The organism is Vibrio sp. 1731 (genome assembly GCF_033339955.1).
GTDB classification, from domain to species: domain Bacteria; phylum Pseudomonadota; class Gammaproteobacteria; order Enterobacterales; family Vibrionaceae; genus Vibrio; species Vibrio alginolyticus.
In genome coordinates, this window is record NZ_JAWOVO010000007.1 from 117983 (window position 1) to 135556 (window position 17574).

A 17574-nucleotide genomic window follows, 5' to 3' on the forward strand; every position below is an offset into this window, starting at 1 on the left:
CGTTTCCTGGAGACATTGAATGCTGCTACTGACTAACCACATTGGTTATGAACGTCTGGGCCCAAAGAAAGCCATTATCCAGACCGAACAACCACACTTGTCTTCTTACACTGCTCAATTGATTTGTGCCACTAGCGAGCAAACCGTGGCAACTTTTGCGGTTGAAGAACAAGGTAAAGTGGCGAACTGGCATCAGGGCTATTTCTACCTCATCGACTTTTCCTCTTTCACAACATCAGGTGACTATTTCTTGCAAGTAGAAGATACGCGCTCTTCCTCTTTCATCGTTGGCGAACACATTCTGTTGGATCAAACTTTGTCAGATGTGATCCACTACTTCAAATCGCAACGTTGCGGCGGGATCTTCGATCAACAAGATCGACAACTTCCAGTACTAAACTCCAATAAAAAGGTTGATGTACACGGCGGCTGGTACGACGCATCAGGAGACGTTAGCAAGTATTTAAGTCACCTTTCATACGCGAATTATTTGAATCCTCAACAAACCCCAATGGTGGTTTGGAACATCCTAAAAGGGGTTTCGTTGCTTGAAGGAAGCAAAGACATTGCAGCTTTCACACGTACACGTCTGATTGAAGAAGCCCTGTTCGGTGCAGACTTTCTTGTGCGTATGCAAAACGAAAAAGGCTTTTTCTACATGACGGTCTTTGACAAGTGGAGCAAAGATACTGCGCAACGCGAGATTTGCGCGTACGAAACTCAACTTGGTCACAAATTTGACGACTATCAAGCAGGCTTTCGACAAGGTGGCGGTGTCGCCATTGCAGCGCTAGCGGCAGCGTCGCGTTTAAGTGTTCACGGTGAATACGATCAACAAAAATACCGCAACGCTGCCGAAAATGGTTACTGGCACTTAAAAGAGCACAATACGCAGTACCTCAATGATGGGGAAGAAAACATTATCGACGAATACTGTGCGCTACTGGCTTGTGTAGAACTGTTTAAAGCAACCAAAGAAACTCGCTACTTGGAAGAGAGCCGTTTGTGGGCGCAACGTTTAGTTGCACGCCAAATGAGCGACGAACAGATTCAACACTTTTGGTCAGCAAACCAAGACGGCAGCCGTCCATATTTTCACGCAGCCGAAGCTGGTCTACCAGTTATTGCCCTATGCGAATATCTATCAATTGAAGACGACTCAGCACGAGCGGAATCGGTAAAACGTATCGTCAACCTAGCGTGTGAGTTTGAGATCACAATATCGAATAAAGTGATCAACCCATTCGGTTACCCTCGCCAATATGTCAAAGGCGTAAATGAGTCAAAACGCGAGGCATTTTTTGTCGCACACAACAATGAATCTGGCTATTGGTGGCAAGGCGAGAATGCTCGACTGGGCTCACTCGCGACCATGGCGTACCTTGCTCAACCGCATATAGCGTCGCAAGAAGTACAGCAACAACTTTCTGTGTTTGCTCAAGATGCATTGAACTGGATTGTAGGCTTAAACCCATACGACATGTGCATGCTAGATGGCCATGGTCGTAACAACCCTGATTACCTCCCTCAATATGGTTTCTTCAACGCAAAAGGTGGCGTGTGTAACGGAATCACTGGCGGCTTTGAAGACGAGGAAGACATTGCATTTAACCCACCAGCACAAAAAGAAGACGTGTTACAAAACTGGCGCTGGGGCGAACAATGGATCCCGCATGGCGCTTGGTACTTACTCGCGATAATGAGTCAAGCTCAGCATGTTTCTCAGTTGGCGACCTCTAAAAATATGAAGGAAGAATAATCATGGGAATGTATTTTGTCGGTATCGATGGTGGCGGCACGTCATGTCGAGCCAGGATTAAAGATTCACAAGGTAATTTTCTTGGCGAGGCCAAAAGCGGCAGTGCCAACATCATGCTAGGTGCTGAAATAGCAATGGCTTCGATTCTTGAATCCATCACTTCGGCTACCGAGCAAGGCGGTCTGACACAACAAGATTTCGCGTCGATGCACGTCGGCTTAGCCCTTGCTGGCGCAGAGCACAAAGCATCTTGGCAAGCCTTCATGTCTCTTCCTCATCCATTTGCCAGTATAACTCTGAATACCGATGCTTACGGTGCGTGCGTTGGTGCGCACAATGGCGAAGATGGCGCAATCATGATTGCGGGAACCGGTTCTTGTGGCATCTACCTTAAAGGATTGGAGCAACACGTTGTCGGTGGTCGTGAGTTCCCTATTTCGGATCAAGGTGGCGGCGCAGTGATGGGGCTACGCCTAGTTCAGCAAGTTTTGTTAGCTGAAGATGGCATCAGAGAAAAAACGCCCCTAGCACAACATGTTATGACGCATTTCAAAAATGAGGTCGACAACGTGGTGGCGTGGTCAAAACAGGCGCTTCCTCGTGATTATGGGCAGTTTTCTCCGGCTATTTTCCAACATGCGGAACAAGGCGATGCACTGGCCATTGAAATGCTGAAGCAAACCGCAGCGGATATAGAAATGTTTCTCGTGGCATTAAACAAGCGCGGCGCAACACGTATTTGTCTAATGGGCAGCATAGCTGAACGCATTGTACGTTGGCTTTCACCACCAGTTCAGCAATGGATTGTTGAGCCACAGTTTGACGCGATTGAAGGCGCAATTATGTTTGCTGGCAAACCAGAACATAACCTTTACTCGCTCAGTGCGGCGTAGGAGTAGATATGGAATATCGTGTTGATCTCGTAGTCCTTTCTGAGCAGAAACAAAACTGCCGCTTTGGCCTCACCTTTCATAACTTGAGCGACCAAGACCTAAACAGCTGGAGCTTAACTTTCGCTTTCGATCGTTACATTCTTCCAGACAGCGTTTCAAATGGTCAACTGACTCAAATTGGTAGTTTTTGCACACTTAAGCCAGAAGGGGTGGTACTGGCTGCCAACCATCACTATTACTGTGAATTCAGTATTGGTTCGAACCCATTCCGTTATTACTCGGATGGCTTTAACGAAGCGATGATCAACTTTGTCGTTGATGGAAACCCACAGCGCGCACAAGTGGATGTCACGCCTATCGTATTAGCTTCACCATACCGTGAACGCAGTGAGATTCCGGCAAGTTTAACCCATGCACAGCCCTTGCTGCCAAAACCAAACCATATTGAGGTCAGCGATCACTATTTTAGCTTTGATCATCATGCTGGCGTCGCGGTTTATTCAAGCCTGGCCAATTCAGCTAAAGAATGGCTACTTGATGAGCTTAAGCGCATTCACCAATTTGAGTTCGCATCAGACAATGGCAGTCAGATCATCTTCAAAGGCAACCCAACCTTGGATGAAGGCGCTTACAAACTGAAAGTAGCCGAAGAGTCAATCAAAATTGAAGCAGGATCTTCGTCTGGTTTTACCCATGCTTGTGCAACGTTATTACAACTAATCAAAGTTGGCGATCAACCTAACTCAATGGAAGTAGTTTGCTGTTCAATCAAGGACAGGCCACGTTTTCGTTACCGCGGTATGATGCTCGATTGTGCTCGTCATTTTCACTCCGTTAAGCAAGTCAAACGCTTGATCAACCAACTGGCTCATTACAAGTTCAATACGTTCCATTGGCATCTTACCGACGATGAGGGTTGGCGAATTGAAATCAAATCACTGCCTCAACTGACCGATATTGGTGCTTGGCGCGGATTGGATGAGATCAATGAACCACAGTACACGCACTTTGATGAACGTTACGGCGGCTTCTACACACAAGAAGACATCAAAGACGTTATCGAATTTGCATCGCAACGCGGCATCACCATCATTCCTGAAATTGATGTACCTGGTCATTGCCGAGCCGCCATCAAGTCGTTACCACACCTATTGGTAGAAGCGGAAGATACCACCGAATACCGCAGTATTCAGCATTACAACGACAACGTCATTAACCCTGCTCTGCCGGGGAGTTATGAATTTATCGACAAAGTGCTAGAAGAAGTCTCTGCGCTTTTTCCTGCGCCTTACGTTCATATTGGTGCCGACGAAGTACCTAACGGCGTATGGTCAAAAAGCCCAGCATGCCAAGCACTAATGGAACAACTGGGTTACAGCGACTACAAAGATTTGCAAGGACACTTCTTGCGTTATGCCGAAGACAAACTTCGTAAATTGGGCAAACGCATGCTGGGCTGGGAAGAGGCTCAACACGGCGACAAAGTCAGTAAAGATACGGTGATCTACTCATGGCTAAGCGAAGAAGCGGCATTGAACTGTGCTCGCCAAGGCTTTGATGTGGTGCTGCAACCAGCACAAACCACTTACCTAGATATGACCCAAGACTACGCACCTGAAGAACCGGGCGTGGACTGGGCAAACCCACTACCACTAGAAAAAGCTTACAACTACGAGCCGCTCGCTGAAGTGCCTGCTGACGACCCAATACGTAAGCGCATTTGGGGCATTCAAACAGCATTATGGTGCGAAATTATCAATAACCAACCTCGCATGGACTACATGATCTTCCCTCGCTTAACTGCAATGGCAGAAGCATGTTGGACAGACAAACAACACCGAGATTGGACCGACTATTTATCACGCTTGAAAGGCCATCTACCTCTGCTTGATTTGCAGGGAGTGAATTACCGTAAACCGTGGAAGTAATACAAAACTGATGTCGAAACATCACGCTTGAAGAGTTTTTAAATTTTGGCTGCTGATGCAGCTTCGTAAAAAGGAAAGACACAAATGAAATACGGCTATTTCGATAACGAGAATCGCGAATACGTCATCACTCGCCCTGACGTACCAGCACCATGGACCAACTACCTAGGTACTGAGAAGTTCTGTACTGTTATCTCGCACAACGCGGGTGGCTACTCGTTCTACAACTCTCCAGAATACAACCGTGTTACTAAATTCCGTCCAAATGCGACATTCGATCGCCCAGGACACTACGTTTACTTGCGTGATGATGAGACAGGTGATTACTGGTCAATCTCTTGGCAACCAGTTGCGAAGAGCCTAGACGAAGCAAACTACGAAGTTCGTCACGGCTTGTCTTACTCTAAGTTCAAATGTGAATACAGCGGTATTACCGCAACAAAAACTCTGTTCGTGCCAAAAGGCGAAGACGCTGAAATCTGGGATGTAGTGATTAAAAACACCTCTGACAAACCACGTACGATCAGTGCATTCTCATTTGTTGAGTTCTCATTCAGCCACATTCAATCTGATAACCAAAACCATCAGATGTCTCTGTACTCGGCAGGTACGGCTTACAACGAAGGCGTGATAGAGTACGACCTGTACTACAACACCAACGATTTCGAAGGCTTCTACTACCTAGCTTCAACATTTGACCCAGATTCATACGACGGCCAACGTGACAGCTTCCTTGGCCTATACCGTGACGAAGCAAACCCGTTAGCGGTAGAACAAGGTAAGTGTTTCAATACAGCGCAAACTTGTTACAACCACTGTGGCTCTTTGCATAAGCAATTTACTATTCAGCCGGGTGAAGAAGTTCGCTTTGCTTACATTCTCGGTATCGGTAAAGGCAACGGAGAGCGTCTGCGTGCTAAGTACCAAGACCTTGCAGAAGTCGACAACGCATTTGCGGGTATCAAAGCACACTGGGATGAGCGTTGTGGCAAGTTCCAAGTGAAATCACCAAACGAAGGTCTAGATACCATGATCAACGCTTGGACGTTATACCAAGCGGAAACGTGTGTGGTGTGGTCTCGCTTTGCTTCATTCATCGAGGTGGGAGGCCGTACTGGTCTTGGTTACCGCGATACAGCGCAAGATGCAATCTCAGTTCCTCACGCTAACCCAGCAATGACGCGCAAACGTATCGTTGACCTACTGCGCGGCCAAGTAAAAGCGGGCTACGGTCTACACCTATTCGATCCAGATTGGTTTGATCCAGAAAAAGCGGATGTTAAACCATCTAAATCTCCAACCGTAGTTCCAACACCTTCTGATGAAGACAAAATTCACGGCATCGAAGACACCTGTTCTGATGACCACCTATGGCTAGTTCCAACCATCTGTAAGTACGTGATGGAAACCGGTGAGCACAGCTTCTTTGACGAAGTGATCCCTTACGCCGACGGTGGCGATGCAACGGTTTATGACCACATGAAAGCCGCACTAGACTTCTCGGCTGAATACGTAGGTCAAACCGGTATCTGTAAAGGTCTGCGTGCAGACTGGAACGACTGTCTGAACCTAGGTGGTGGCGAATCTTCAATGGTGTCGTTCCTACATTTCTGGGCACTGCAGGAGTTCATCGACCTAGCGAAATACCTAGGTAAGGAAGCCGACGTTGAAAAATACACGGTGATGGCAGCAAACGTTCGTGAAGCGTGTGAAACCCACCTTTGGGATGACGAAGGCGGTTGGTACATCCGTGGTCTGACGAAGAATGGCGACAAGATCGGTACTGCGCAACAAGCGGAAGGCCGAGTACACCTAGAGTCAAACACACTTGCGGTACTTTCTGGTGCGGTATCTCAAGAGCGCGGCGAAAAAGCGATGGACGCTGTCGATGAGAACCTATTCTCTGAATACGGCCTTCACCTAAACTCACCATCTTTTGCAACACCGAATGATGATATCGGCTTCGTAACTCGTGTTTACCAAGGCGTAAAAGAGAACGGGGCGATCTTCTCGCATCCAAACCCATGGGCTTGGGTAGCTGAAGCGAAACTGGGTCGTGGTGATCGTGCAATGAAGTTCTACGATGCACTAAACCCATACAACCAGAACGACATCATCGAAAAACGTATCGCAGAACCGTACTCCTATGTGCAGTTCATCATGGGTCGTGACCACCAAGACCACGGTCGTGCAAACCACCCATGGTTAACAGGTACATCTGGCTGGGCTTACTTCGCTGTTACCAACTTTATCCTTGGTGTGCGTACAGGCTTCGATGGCCTAACTATCGATCCATGTATCCCAACGAACTGGCCTGGTTTCGAAGTGACTCGTCAATGGCTAGGTGCAACGTACAACATCAAAGTCGTTAACCCAGACTCAGTAAGCAAAGGCGTTAAGTCGATTACTGTGAACGGTGAAGCGGTGAATGGTGCCTCTGTACCAGTTCAAGCGGAAGGTTCAGTAAACGAAGTTATCGTTACTCTAGGTTAATCATCTTTTGGGGGAGAGCTTTTCCCCTTTTGATTTATCCGATGCACTTGAGTTTGAGAAGTGCATCGGTTCGCTAGCAAAGATTTAAGACGCGGTGGGATGCCGCTCTTATCGAGGATCGAATCATGATCAAATTTGGTACAGGCGGTTGGCGTGCATTTATTGGTGAGGAGTTCACCAAAGATAACGTACGCTTGGTTGCCCAAGCAGTTGCAAACATCACGAATAACGAATCGGTTGCTGATCGCGGTTTTGTGATTGGCTATGACCGTCGTTTTCTTTCCGATAAAGCAGGTCGTTGGTTCGCTGAAGTTCTAGCAGCAAACGGCATTATGGTTAGCTTTATCGACAAATTTGTCCCAACACCTATCGTAATGTTTAAAGCGAAAGAAATGGGCTGCGCATACTCGGCATGTATAACCGCATCACACAACCCTGCCGATTACAACGGCATTAAAGTCTTCATTGAAGGTGGTCGTGACGCAGATGAAATCATCACCCAAAAAATCGAATCACAAATAGACGCGCTCACTGCGCAAGATGTAAAAAGCGTCGACTTTGAACAAGCGGTTGAAGATAAGCTGATTGAAATCATCAATCCGATGAACGAATTCGTTGACTCAATCATCGACTTTATCGACATCGGAGCGATCAAGAAGGCGAATTTACGTGTTTTGATCGACCCAATGTTTGGTGTCGCGAAAAACGCACTGCAAACCGTATTAATCAACGGCCGCTGTGACGTTGATGTGATTAACGATGGCAAAAACCCAGACTTCGGTGGGTTAATGCCTTCGCCAAGCGCTGCAACACTCTACCGTTTGATGCACCTAGTGAAAGAGCAAGGTTACGATATTGGCATCGGTACTGATGGCGATGCGGACCGTCTTGGTATTATCGACGAAAAAGGTAACTTCATTCATCCAAATGAAGTGCTACTGCTGCTTTACTACTACCTACTTGAATACAAAGGCTGGAAAGGCTCCGTGGTACGTAACATCGCAACCACCCACCTTCTCGATAAAGTCGCCGAAGATCATGGCGAGAAATGCTTTGAGGTTCCTGTAGGCTTTAAGCACATCAGCTCCCAAATGGAAGCGGATGACTCACTGATTGGCGGGGAAAGCTCTGGTGGCCTAACCATTCGCGGCCACATCAAAGGTAAAGACGGCGTATTCGCATCAAGCCTATTGGTAGAAATGATTTCAGTAACCGGCAAGAAGCTGTCTGAGTTGCTAGATGAAATCTACGGCAAGTACGGCTATGCCTACATGGCAGAAGGCGATTGCAAGTTCAAACCAGCGCAAAAAGACGTACTGTTCAACAAGATTTATGTTGAAAAGCAGTTGCCTGAGTTTGAGTTTGAAATCGAAAAAGTCAGCTATGAAGATGGTGCGAAAGTCTACTTCAAGAACGGCGGTTGGATCATCGCTCGCTTCTCTGGCACTGAGCCACTGCTACGAATTTTTGCAGAGATGCAAGATAAGGACACTGCGGAACGTGTTCTTCAACAGTTTAAAGACTTCTTGTCTTTATAACTGAACCTTGTGCCCGCTTCGAGCACTATGATGAGAGTCAACGCTCTCTGAAAAGGCGCTCATCAACAGGAGAAGAGCACTTGCCCGGCTCCACAGCCGGGCTTTTTTATTGTATGTTGGGAAGTCGTAAACGAGATAGAAAAGATACTCAGGAGCGTTAAGCAAATGCCAGGACGCCTTGCGTTTCAATTTTCACCGCGACGGACTCACCTATATTTAATGCTTGCGAAGCTGTAGCTAACAAACGGTCACCATTCGCGTTAATCACATAACGGCAGTGATCACCCATAAAATGCTGTTCCAATACGGTTACCGAACTATCTTCATCGGATTGAATTTGCACATGCTGCGGTCTTAGCAGTAAAGAGCACTCCGCCTGTACTGGAATATCTTGTTGAGCCGTGGCTTCAACCACGCCCAAGTGGGTTTCATATTCTGAATTCGAAACCCGTTTAGCAGCAAGGTAACTGCCACCACCTAAGAAATCAGCGACAAATTTACTTGAAGGCTGGTAGTAAAGCTCAGATGCTGTGCCATATTGCTCGATGACTCCATTGTTCATCACTGCCATTTTATCGGCGAAAGCAAAAGCCTCTTCACGGCTATGCGTAACAAAAATGGCAGTCACACCTTGGGCCTTAAAAATCTTACGGATCTCACTTATCAACTCATGGCGAACTTGCGTATCAATATTAGAAAACGGTTCATCAAGTAACAATAAGTCTGGGCTGTAAGCTAATGAGCGAGCAATCGCAACACGCTGCTGCTGTCCACCAGACAATTGATGAGGATAACGATCGCCATAACCTTGAAGATGCACGAGTTCTAACATCTCTTGAACTTTGGCATTTTTCTCTTTTGTCGAGCACTGCTTTAAGCCAAAGGCAATGTTTTGCTCCACCGTCAAGTGAGGAAAAAGTGCGTAATCTTGGAAAATCATCCCGATATTACGCTGTTCTGGCGGCAACCAGTTTTCCCCATCATCAATTGTGACGCAATTTAGACTCATTTCGCCTGACGTTAACGGCAATAATCCCGCAACGGCCTTTAATAGTGTTGTTTTCCCACAGCCACTGGCTCCTAGCAAACAGACAATCTGCCCTTGTTCTACCTCAAGAGACAATGATTCGAGTACAGTTTGATCGTCATATTGGCACGTTAGGTTTTTAATTGATAATGCACAGCTCATCAGTGATTTTGCTCCAGTGAACGGTTAACAACAACAAGCGGGATCAACCCAACAAGAACCAACAGAACCGCTGGCAAAGCGGCCAATTCTAAATGCTCATCCGAGGCGAAGTTATAAACGTATGTGGCTAGTGTTTCAAAGTTAAACGGACGAAGTAACAAAGCCGCATTAAGCTCTTTCATCGACTCGATAAACACTAATAAAGCCGCAATCAGTGCACCGCGCTTAACCAGCGGAAAGTGCACGCGCCACAGCATGGCATTGGGCTTACAACCCATAGTGCGCGATGCCATATCTAACGACGGAGAAATTTTATTTAAATTACTTTCGATACTACCAATCGCTACCGCGGAAAAGCGCACAACCATGGCAAATACTAGTGCGAACATGGAACCAGAAAAGATAAGTCCCGGCCTTCCCCACTCCATGGCTTTAGCAACATCGTTGACACGATGATCCATAAACAGCACAGCGACCATCACACCGATGGCTAGTACCGTTCCTGGTACTGCATAGCCCATAGAAGAAAGACGCATAAATGCCAAGCTTTCTCGTTTACCACTGACTCGATGGGTAAAGTTAACGATCAGTGCGACAGCAACACCAATAATCGCAGCAATAACAGACACAACTAAGCTATTCCATGCGTATTCACGAAACTCTGAGGTCCAACTCTGCGCAAAATAAGTGATCGCATAATCAATCAGCTGTAGTAGCGGCAAAATAAAAGCGACTGAAACCAAGCCCCAACACCAAACCAGTGCGGTCCACTTTTTCCAGCCCGTCAACTCGTAACGAAAATCTTCGTGACTGTTAAATTGGCTTTGAAAAAGCTTTTGTTTACGGCGGCTGTATCGTTCGGCACTAAGAAGCAGTACTACAATGACGAGCATCATGGCAGAAATCTTGGCTGCCGCATTAAGATTAGAGTACCCCAACCAAGTATCGTAGACCGCTGTGGTTAACGTATTCACCGCGAAGTAACTTACCGTACCAAAGTCACCGATGGTTTCCATTGCGACCAATGATAAACCTACTGCGATAGAGGGTCTTACTAACGGCATCGAGATGCGCCAAAAGCTTTCCCATGGAGAGCACTTGAGCAAACGCGCGCTTTGCAATAAAGATACATTTTGCTCCATAAACGCAGCCCGGCACAATAAATACACGTAAGGATACAACACCAAAGCCAACACAAAGGTCGCACCAGGCAACGTACGAATGTCAGGGAACCAATACTCGCCAGGTCCCCATCCGGTTACATCACGCAAAAAGATCTGAATCGGGCCTGCAAAATCAAACCAATCAGTAAAAATATAACCAATGATATAACCTGGCATTGCAAGAGGTAGCACCAATGCCCACTGCAACCATTTTTCGGTCGGCAGTTTACACATGGCCATTATCCAAGCGCTTGGAATACCAAGAATTAAGGACAGCACCATTACGCCAACAGTTAGCGCAACCGTGTTAAAAATATAAGTCGGCATGACCGTTGCCATTAAATGAGCAAACAAATCATCCGTTTCACCAATTGCGGTGTAGAAGATCGCTAAGATCGGCAAAACCAGTAGCAGAGTTATTACCCCACTACTGGTTTTCCATAAAGAGTGTTTATCTTTCATCGCCTAATTACTGCAAGGCTGTATGAAATACAAATGCTGTTGCAAATACATCTCATATCCTTTAATCAAATGGGGGTACTGTTATACCCCCACAAGGAATTAAAGGTCAAATTTCACTTCATCTAATAGCTTAATTGCCGCTTCGTGGTTGGCTGCAATATCGTCTAGAGAAAGCTTGTCTGCTTTAAAGTCACCCCAAGATTCCACAAGCTCAGAACGCTTCACGCCTTCTTTAACTGGGTACTCGTAGTTAACTTCTGCGTACATTTGCTGCGCTTTGTCACCCGTTAGGAATTCCATTAGCTTCACAGCATTGTCTTTGTTTGGAGAGTACTTAGCCATCGCCATACCAGAGATATTCACGTGAGTGCCTGTAGTCTCTTGGTTAGGGAAGTTGATGTAAACTGCATCAGCCCAAGCTTTTTGCTCTTTGTCGTTAACCATTTTACCTAGGTAGTAGCTGTTACCTAGAGAAACATCACATAGGCCTTCTTTGATCGCTTTAACTTGTGCACGATCGTTGCCTTGTGGTTTGCGAGCAAGGTTTGCTTTCACGCCTTCTAACCACTCTTTGGTTTCTGCTTCGCCATTGTGAGCAATCATTGCTGAAACTAGAGAAACGTTGTACGGGTGCTTACCGCTACGAGTACAAATTTTACCTTTGAACTCTGGCTTAGCTAAGTCTGCGTAGTTGAAATCTGCGCCTAGTTTACCTACGCGATCACGTGATGAATAAACGCTACGAGAACGTAGAGTTAGAGCAAACCACTCATTCTCTTTATCTTGGTATTGAGCAGGTACGTTTTCTTCAATGATTTTGCTATCGACTTTCTGAACTAAACCTTTGTTTGTCAGTTCAGCTAGACGGCTGATGTCTGTCGTAAGAATAACGTCAGCAGGGCTGTACTCACCTTCTTGAGCTAGCTTTTCTGCTAAGCCTTTTTTAGCAAATTTTACGTTTACTTTGATACCAGTTTCTTTAGTGAACTCATTGAACATAGGTTCAACTAGGAAAGGTTGACGGTAAGAGTAGACGTTCACTTCTTCAGCAGCCATTGCTGTTGGAGCTAGAGTAGCGCAAGTTAGTGCTGAAAGAGTTAGCAGTTTTTTCATTGTTTAATCCTTTACCATGCTAATGATAACGTTTATCAGTTGCGTTATTATATGTATGTTCAATAAGAAGACAATGACGAATATTAAAAAACCTGCTCATCGGAGCAGGTTTTATTGTGTTAAGTGTGTAACCATTTATTACAAGCTAATGATTATTTCACCGTAACAAACTCTGGGTAAGCACCAACACCACAATCATGCATGTCCATACCTTCCATTTCTTCATCTTCTGTAACGCGAATCCCAACGGTCGCTTTCAAGATTGCCCACACAACTAGGCTAGCACCAAATACCCAAGCAAAGATAACTACGGCACCTAAAAGCTGTGCACCAAACGTTGCATCACCGTTGCTCAGTGGCACTACCATTAGGCCGAAGAAACCACACACACCGTGAACTGAGATAGCACCTACTGGATCGTCAATTTTAAGTTTATCTAGAGCAATGATACTGAATACTACTAGTGCACCCGACACCGCACCAATCGCAACCGCGTACAGTGGTGATGGCGATAGAGGGTCTGCAGTGATGGCAACCAAGCCAGCTAGCGCGCCATTGAGGATCATCGTTAAATCGGCTTTACCCCAAGTAGTTTTACAAACGAATAGCGCCGCAATTGCACCAGCAGCCGCTGCTGCGTTAGTGTTTAGAAAGATCTGACCTACCGCTGTAGCATTCTCAAAATCTGAAACCATCAACTGAGAACCACCGTTAAATCCAAACCAGCCAAACCAAAGGATAAAAGTACCCAACGTTGCCAAAGGCATGTTAGAACCTGGAATCGGATAGATTTCACCATTTTTACCGTACTTACCCTTACGCGCGCCAAGCAGTAACACACCAGCAAGAGCAGCAGAAGCACCTGCCATATGTACGATACCAGACCCCGCAAAGTCACTAAATCCAGCTTCTGCTAGGAAGCCTCCACCCCATGTCCAGTAACCTTCCATTGGATAGATAAACGCAGTTAAAATCGCAGAGAAAATCAAGAAAGACCAAAGCTTCATGCGCTCAGCTACCGCACCAGAAACGACGGACATAGCAGTTGCAACGAAGACAACTTGGAAGAAGAAGTCAGACTCTAAAGAGTGGTCGGCCCCTTCACCTTGAGTACCAATTAGCGTACCAAATGAAGGTAACCAGCCTCCTTCTCCATTATCGACATACATGATGTTATAACCGACAATCAGAAACATCGTGCATGCGATGGCGTACAAACAGATGTTCTTCGTAAGAATTTCTGTTGTGTTTTTAGAGCGCACAAGGCCAGCCTCTAGCATCGCAAAGCCTGCTGCCATCCACATTACCAACGCACCGGAAATGAGGAAGAAAAAGGTGTCAAGTGCGTAACGTAACTCGGTTACTGTTGTTGTTAATTCCATAATAAGTATCTCCAATCCTTTGAATTCTTAAAGTGCTTCTGCGTCCATTTCGCCAGTTCGGATACGCACCGCTTGGTTCAGATCGTAAACAAAAATTTTACCGTCGCCGATTTTTCCGGTTTGCGCAGCTTTTGTAATTGCTTCAACAACGCGATCTACATTGTCTGCGTGAGTCGCGATTTCAATTTTCACCTTTGGTAGAAAATCGACTTGATACTCTGCACCGCGATACAATTCCGTGTGACCTTTTTGACGACCGAACCCTTTAACTTCTGATACTGTCATCCCTTCGATACCGACATCAGCCAATGCTTCTCGTACATCGTCTAATTTAAACGGCTTAATAATGGCATTGATTATTTTCATTGAGTTATCTCCGAAGCTTTCATCCTGAAACACTTCTTATAATCCAATCTACGTGCCAAGTTTTTAAGTTATTGAATAATAAAAACTAACCTCAATTTACATATCTATAAACAAAAAGGGCGCACCATATCGGTGCGCCCTTTTCACAAATTTAAAGCAACGGCAGAGAAGTTACCCAAAACTGTGCATTAAATGTTCAAAAAGTCTTTCCACTGTTCGATAAGTGCCATGAAATCCTCTATCCCACAACTTGCTGTACTTTCTGCATTGTAGAAGTCGAACTCACTTTCCATCTCGACATCATATTCATGGGCTAATGCGTTTTCTTGTACAAGAACTTCGTCGCCCTGAATCATCAAGCTAATTTCCGTGCCTGTAAGGTTATGCTCCTGAGAAGGCGCTGAAAATGACCGCTCAATTAGCTTTTCAACCTGTGCAATCTTCATCGGCTCTTTGCCAATTTCTTCTTGCAACCAGCGCCCTACAATCTCATGTCCCATGCTACATTTTACGTAGTACTCGCCCATCAACGTGTTACGAATGAATTCAAATTCCACCGAGATTGCCTATTTCGTATCAATTTGGTGCGAGTATAGCGAATTGCTCCCATAAAAAAAGCACCTCATATGAGGTGCTTTTGAATTGTGCATTTCTGATTATGCCGGTTCTTGGAAGATCACTTCTTCCGCTTTCTTGGTGTATTGATCCATTTTATGGAAGTTCAAGTAGCGGTATGTATCCGTTGCCGTAGCGTCGATTTGCTTCGCGTATTCTAGGTATTCTTCTTTGGTTGGAATCTTACCTAGAATTGCACCTACTGCAGCTAGCTCAGCTGACGATAGGTAAACATTCGCCCCAGTACCCAGACGGTTCGGGAAGTTACGCGTTGAAGTCGACATTACTGTTGATTTATCTGCAACACGTGCTTGGTTACCCATACAAAGTGAACACCCTGGCGTTTCAATACGAACCCCTGCACGTCCGAAGATACCGTAGTAGCCTTCTTCAATCAGTTGGTCTTTATCCATCTTTGTTGGTGGCGCTACCCAAAGGCGCGTCGCTAACTGGCCATTGAACTTATCAAGCAATTTACCTGCTGCGCGGAAGTGACCGATGTTCGTCATACAAGAACCGATGAACACTTCATCAATCGCTGTGCCTTGTACTTCAGACAACAAACGAGCGTCATCTGGGTCATTCGGTGCACATAGTACTGGCTCATTGATTTCAGCCATATCGATTTCAATCACATGTGCGTATTCAGCGTCTTTATCTGCTTGCATCAGCTCAGGGTTTGCTAGCCACTCTTGCATTGCAGTAATACGGCGCTCGATAGTACGGCGATCACCGTAGCCTTCAGAGATCATCCACTTCAGCATCACGATGTTAGAGTTTAAGTACTCTTCGATCGACTCTTGAGACAATTTCACAGTACAACCTGCCGCCGAACGCTCTGCAGATGCATCAGAAAGCTCAAATGCTTGCTCAACCGTTAGCGTTTCTAAGCCTTCAATCTCAAGGATACGGCCAGAAAACTCGTTGATCTTGCCCGCTTTTTCTACCGTTAGTAGACCTTGCTGAATCGCGTAGTAAGGGATGGCATGAACAAGATCACGCAGTGTAATACCCGGTTGCATCTCACCTTTAAAACGAACCAAGATTGACTCTGGCATGTCTAGCGGCATAACGCCTGTCGCAGCTGCAAAGGCAACCAAGCCCGAGCCGGCTGGGAATGAAATACCCAGAGGGAAACGAGTATGTGAGTCACCACCCGTACCGACAGTATCCGGTAGTAGCATACGGTTTAGCCATGAGTGGATAATACCGTCACCAGGACGAAGAGATACACCACCGCGGTTCATAATAAAGTCCGGAAGTGTATGGTGAGTGTTAACGTCTACTGGTTTTGGATAAGCCGATGTGTGACAGAAAGACTGCATGACAAGATCAGCAGAGAAGCCGAGACACGCCAAGTCTTTAAGTTCATCACGAGTCATAGGGCCAGTAGTATCTTGCGAACCTACTGTCGTCATTTTCGGCTCACAGTAGGTTCCAGGACGGATGCCTTCTACGCCACATGCTTTACCAACCATTTTCTGTGCAAGCGTGTAACCCTTGCCAGAATCTGCGATTTCACCTGGTTTGCGGAATACGTCCGAAGGCTCAAGACCTAGCGATTGACGCGCTTTGTCTGTCAAACCACGACCAATGATCAATGGGATACGACCACCAGCACGAACTTCATCAATCAGTACTTCTGTTTTTAGCGAGAACTCAGCTAGAACCTCACCAGTTTCGTGGTTGCAAACTTTACCTTCATATGGGTAAACATCGATAACATCGCCCATGTTGAGCTTAGTTACGTCAACTTCGATTGGTAGTGCGCCAGCATCTTCCATTGTGTTAAAGAAGATAGGGGCAATTTTGCCACCAAGCACATACCCACCAGCTCGTTTGTTTGGAACGTAAGGGATATCATCACCCATAAACCAAAGCACTGAGTTGGTTGCAGATTTACGTGAAGAGCCAGTACCAACAACATCACCAACGTAAACCAATTGATGGCCTTTGTCTTTTAACTCTTCAATTTGCTTGATCGGGCCAATAGTACCCGGTTGATCAGGGTTTATTCCTTCACGCTCGTTTTTAAGCATCGCCAGTGCGTGTACTGGGATATCAGGGCGAGACCAAGCGTCAGGTGCAGGTGAAAGGTCATCCGTGTTCGTTTCACCTGTTACTTTAAATACGGTTAGAGTGACTTTTTCTTCAAGCTTAGGCTTAGAAAGGAACCACTCAGCATCAGCCCATGATTGAAGTACTTTCTGTGCATGCGCATTGCCTGCTTTCGCTTTCTCTTCTACGTCATAGAAAGCATCAAACATCAGCAGCGTATGAGACAGCGCTTTTACTGCGATCTCTGCCAGTGCTTCATCATCCAATAGCTCAACTAGCGGTTCGATGTTGTAACCACCTTGCATAGTGCCTAGCAGTTCAGCCGCTTTTTCACGACTCACTAATGGTGATTTAACTTCACCTTTTGCTACTGCTGTTAGGAAACCCGCTTTTACATAAGCAGCTTCATCAACACCTGGAGGGATACGGTTTTCAAGTAGGTCAAGAATGACTTCTTCTTCACCTTGCGGGGGATTTTTCAGAAGTTCTACAAGTCCAGCAACTTGTTCTGCGTCTAGCGGTTTAGGAACAACTCCTTCAGCAGCACGCTCTTCGACGTGTTTACGGTAGGCTTCAAGCACGACTTTTTCCTCTCATTGCGGTTCCTCCTCTATT

At 46.0% G+C, this 17574-nt stretch carries 12 protein-coding genes; 5 read left to right on the plus strand and 7 right to left on the minus strand.

Going from position 1 to position 17574, the window contains the following annotated elements; genetic code table 11:
• Positions 1–19 precede the first annotated feature (19 nt).
• The 5 genes from R7035_RS10255 to R7035_RS10275 all read left to right on the plus strand — a co-directional run bounded on the left by R7035_RS10255 (position 20) and on the right by R7035_RS10275 (position 8611).
• Positions 20–1759 (plus strand): glycoside hydrolase family 9 protein, encoded by a 1740-nt coding sequence (locus tag R7035_RS10255; RefSeq protein ID WP_054576319.1) that lies wholly within the window; start codon positions 20–22, stop codon positions 1757–1759.
• Positions 1760–1761: 2 nt separating this feature from the next.
• The gene (locus tag R7035_RS10260; RefSeq protein ID WP_054576320.1) at positions 1762–2652 is read left to right on the plus strand and encodes an N-acetylglucosamine kinase; all 891 of its coding nucleotides are present in this window, start codon (positions 1762–1764) and stop codon (positions 2650–2652) included.
• 8 nt (positions 2653–2660) lie between these two features.
• Positions 2661–4580: a beta-N-acetylhexosaminidase gene (locus R7035_RS10265; protein ID WP_005380048.1), complete on the plus strand. Its 1920-nt coding sequence runs from the start codon at positions 2661–2663 to the stop codon at positions 4578–4580.
• Between the two features lie 84 nt (positions 4581–4664).
• On the plus strand, positions 4665–7073 hold the full coding sequence (locus tag R7035_RS10270; RefSeq protein WP_039984526.1) for a GH36-type glycosyl hydrolase domain-containing protein: 2409 nt from the start codon (positions 4665–4667) through the stop codon (positions 7071–7073).
• Between the two features lie 125 nt (positions 7074–7198).
• Entirely contained in the window at positions 7199–8611 is a 1413-nt protein-coding gene (locus tag R7035_RS10275; protein ID WP_005380053.1) for a phosphoglucomutase/phosphomannomutase family protein, read from the plus strand.
• 157 nt (positions 8612–8768) lie between these two features.
• On the opposite strand, the gene R7035_RS10280 is transcribed toward R7035_RS10275, so the two are convergent.
• From R7035_RS10280 to acnB, 7 genes are all read right to left on the minus strand, one after another.
• Positions 8769–9800 (minus strand): ABC transporter ATP-binding protein, encoded by a 1032-nt coding sequence (locus R7035_RS10280; protein WP_005380055.1) that lies wholly within the window; start codon positions 9798–9800, stop codon positions 8769–8771.
• Positions 9800–11425, minus strand: coding sequence for an ABC transporter permease (locus R7035_RS10285; RefSeq protein ID WP_025768193.1), 1626 nt, complete (start codon positions 11423–11425; stop codon positions 9800–9802). Before R7035_RS10285 ends, R7035_RS10280 begins: the two co-directional genes overlap by 1 nt.
• A gap of 99 nt (positions 11426–11524) precedes the next feature.
• Complete coding sequence (locus tag R7035_RS10290; RefSeq protein ID WP_005386566.1) at positions 11525–12538, minus strand: Fe(3+) ABC transporter substrate-binding protein; 1014 nt, start codon at positions 12536–12538, stop codon at positions 11525–11527.
• Positions 12539–12690: 152 nt separating this feature from the next.
• Complete coding sequence (locus R7035_RS10295) at positions 12691–13920, minus strand: ammonium transporter (RefSeq protein ID WP_005386568.1); 1230 nt, start codon at positions 13918–13920, stop codon at positions 12691–12693.
• Between the two features lie 27 nt (positions 13921–13947).
• Positions 13948–14286 (minus strand): P-II family nitrogen regulator, encoded by a 339-nt coding sequence (locus R7035_RS10300; RefSeq protein ID WP_005386570.1) that lies wholly within the window; start codon positions 14284–14286, stop codon positions 13948–13950.
• Positions 14287–14474: 188 nt separating this feature from the next.
• The gene (locus tag R7035_RS10305) at positions 14475–14843 is read right to left on the minus strand and encodes a YacL family protein (protein WP_065274830.1); all 369 of its coding nucleotides are present in this window, start codon (positions 14841–14843) and stop codon (positions 14475–14477) included.
• Positions 14844–14942: 99 nt separating this feature from the next.
• The gene (gene acnB / locus R7035_RS10310) at positions 14943–17540 is read right to left on the minus strand and encodes a bifunctional aconitate hydratase 2/2-methylisocitrate dehydratase (RefSeq protein ID WP_065274831.1); all 2598 of its coding nucleotides are present in this window, start codon (positions 17538–17540) and stop codon (positions 14943–14945) included.
• Positions 17541–17574 lie beyond the last annotated feature (34 nt).

What these genes read in the sequence shown, in the direction of transcription:
- R7035_RS10265 (WP_005380048.1), top strand. Translation starts at nt 2,661, where the DNA reads ATGGAATATCGTGTTGATCTCGTAGTCCTTTCTGAGCAGAAACAAAAC.
- R7035_RS10285 (WP_025768193.1), bottom strand. Translation starts at nt 11,425, where the DNA reads ATGAAAGATAAACACTCTTTATGGAAAACCAGTAGTGGGGTAATAACT.
- R7035_RS10290 (WP_005386566.1), bottom strand. Translation starts at nt 12,538, where the DNA reads ATGAAAAAACTGCTAACTCTTTCAGCACTAACTTGCGCTACTCTAGCT.
- R7035_RS10295 (WP_005386568.1), bottom strand. Translation starts at nt 13,920, where the DNA reads ATGGAATTAACAACAACAGTAACCGAGTTACGTTACGCACTTGACACC.
- R7035_RS10300 (WP_005386570.1), bottom strand. Translation starts at nt 14,286, where the DNA reads ATGAAAATAATCAATGCCATTATTAAGCCGTTTAAATTAGACGATGTA.
- R7035_RS10280 (WP_005380055.1), bottom strand. Translation starts at nt 9,800, where the DNA reads ATGAGCTGTGCATTATCAATTAAAAACCTAACGTGCCAATATGACGAT.
- R7035_RS10255 (WP_054576319.1), top strand. Translation starts at nt 20, where the DNA reads ATGCTGCTACTGACTAACCACATTGGTTATGAACGTCTGGGCCCAAAG.
- R7035_RS10275 (WP_005380053.1), top strand. Translation starts at nt 7,199, where the DNA reads ATGATCAAATTTGGTACAGGCGGTTGGCGTGCATTTATTGGTGAGGAG.
- R7035_RS10260 (WP_054576320.1), top strand. Translation starts at nt 1,762, where the DNA reads ATGGGAATGTATTTTGTCGGTATCGATGGTGGCGGCACGTCATGTCGA.
- R7035_RS10270 (WP_039984526.1), top strand. Translation starts at nt 4,665, where the DNA reads ATGAAATACGGCTATTTCGATAACGAGAATCGCGAATACGTCATCACT.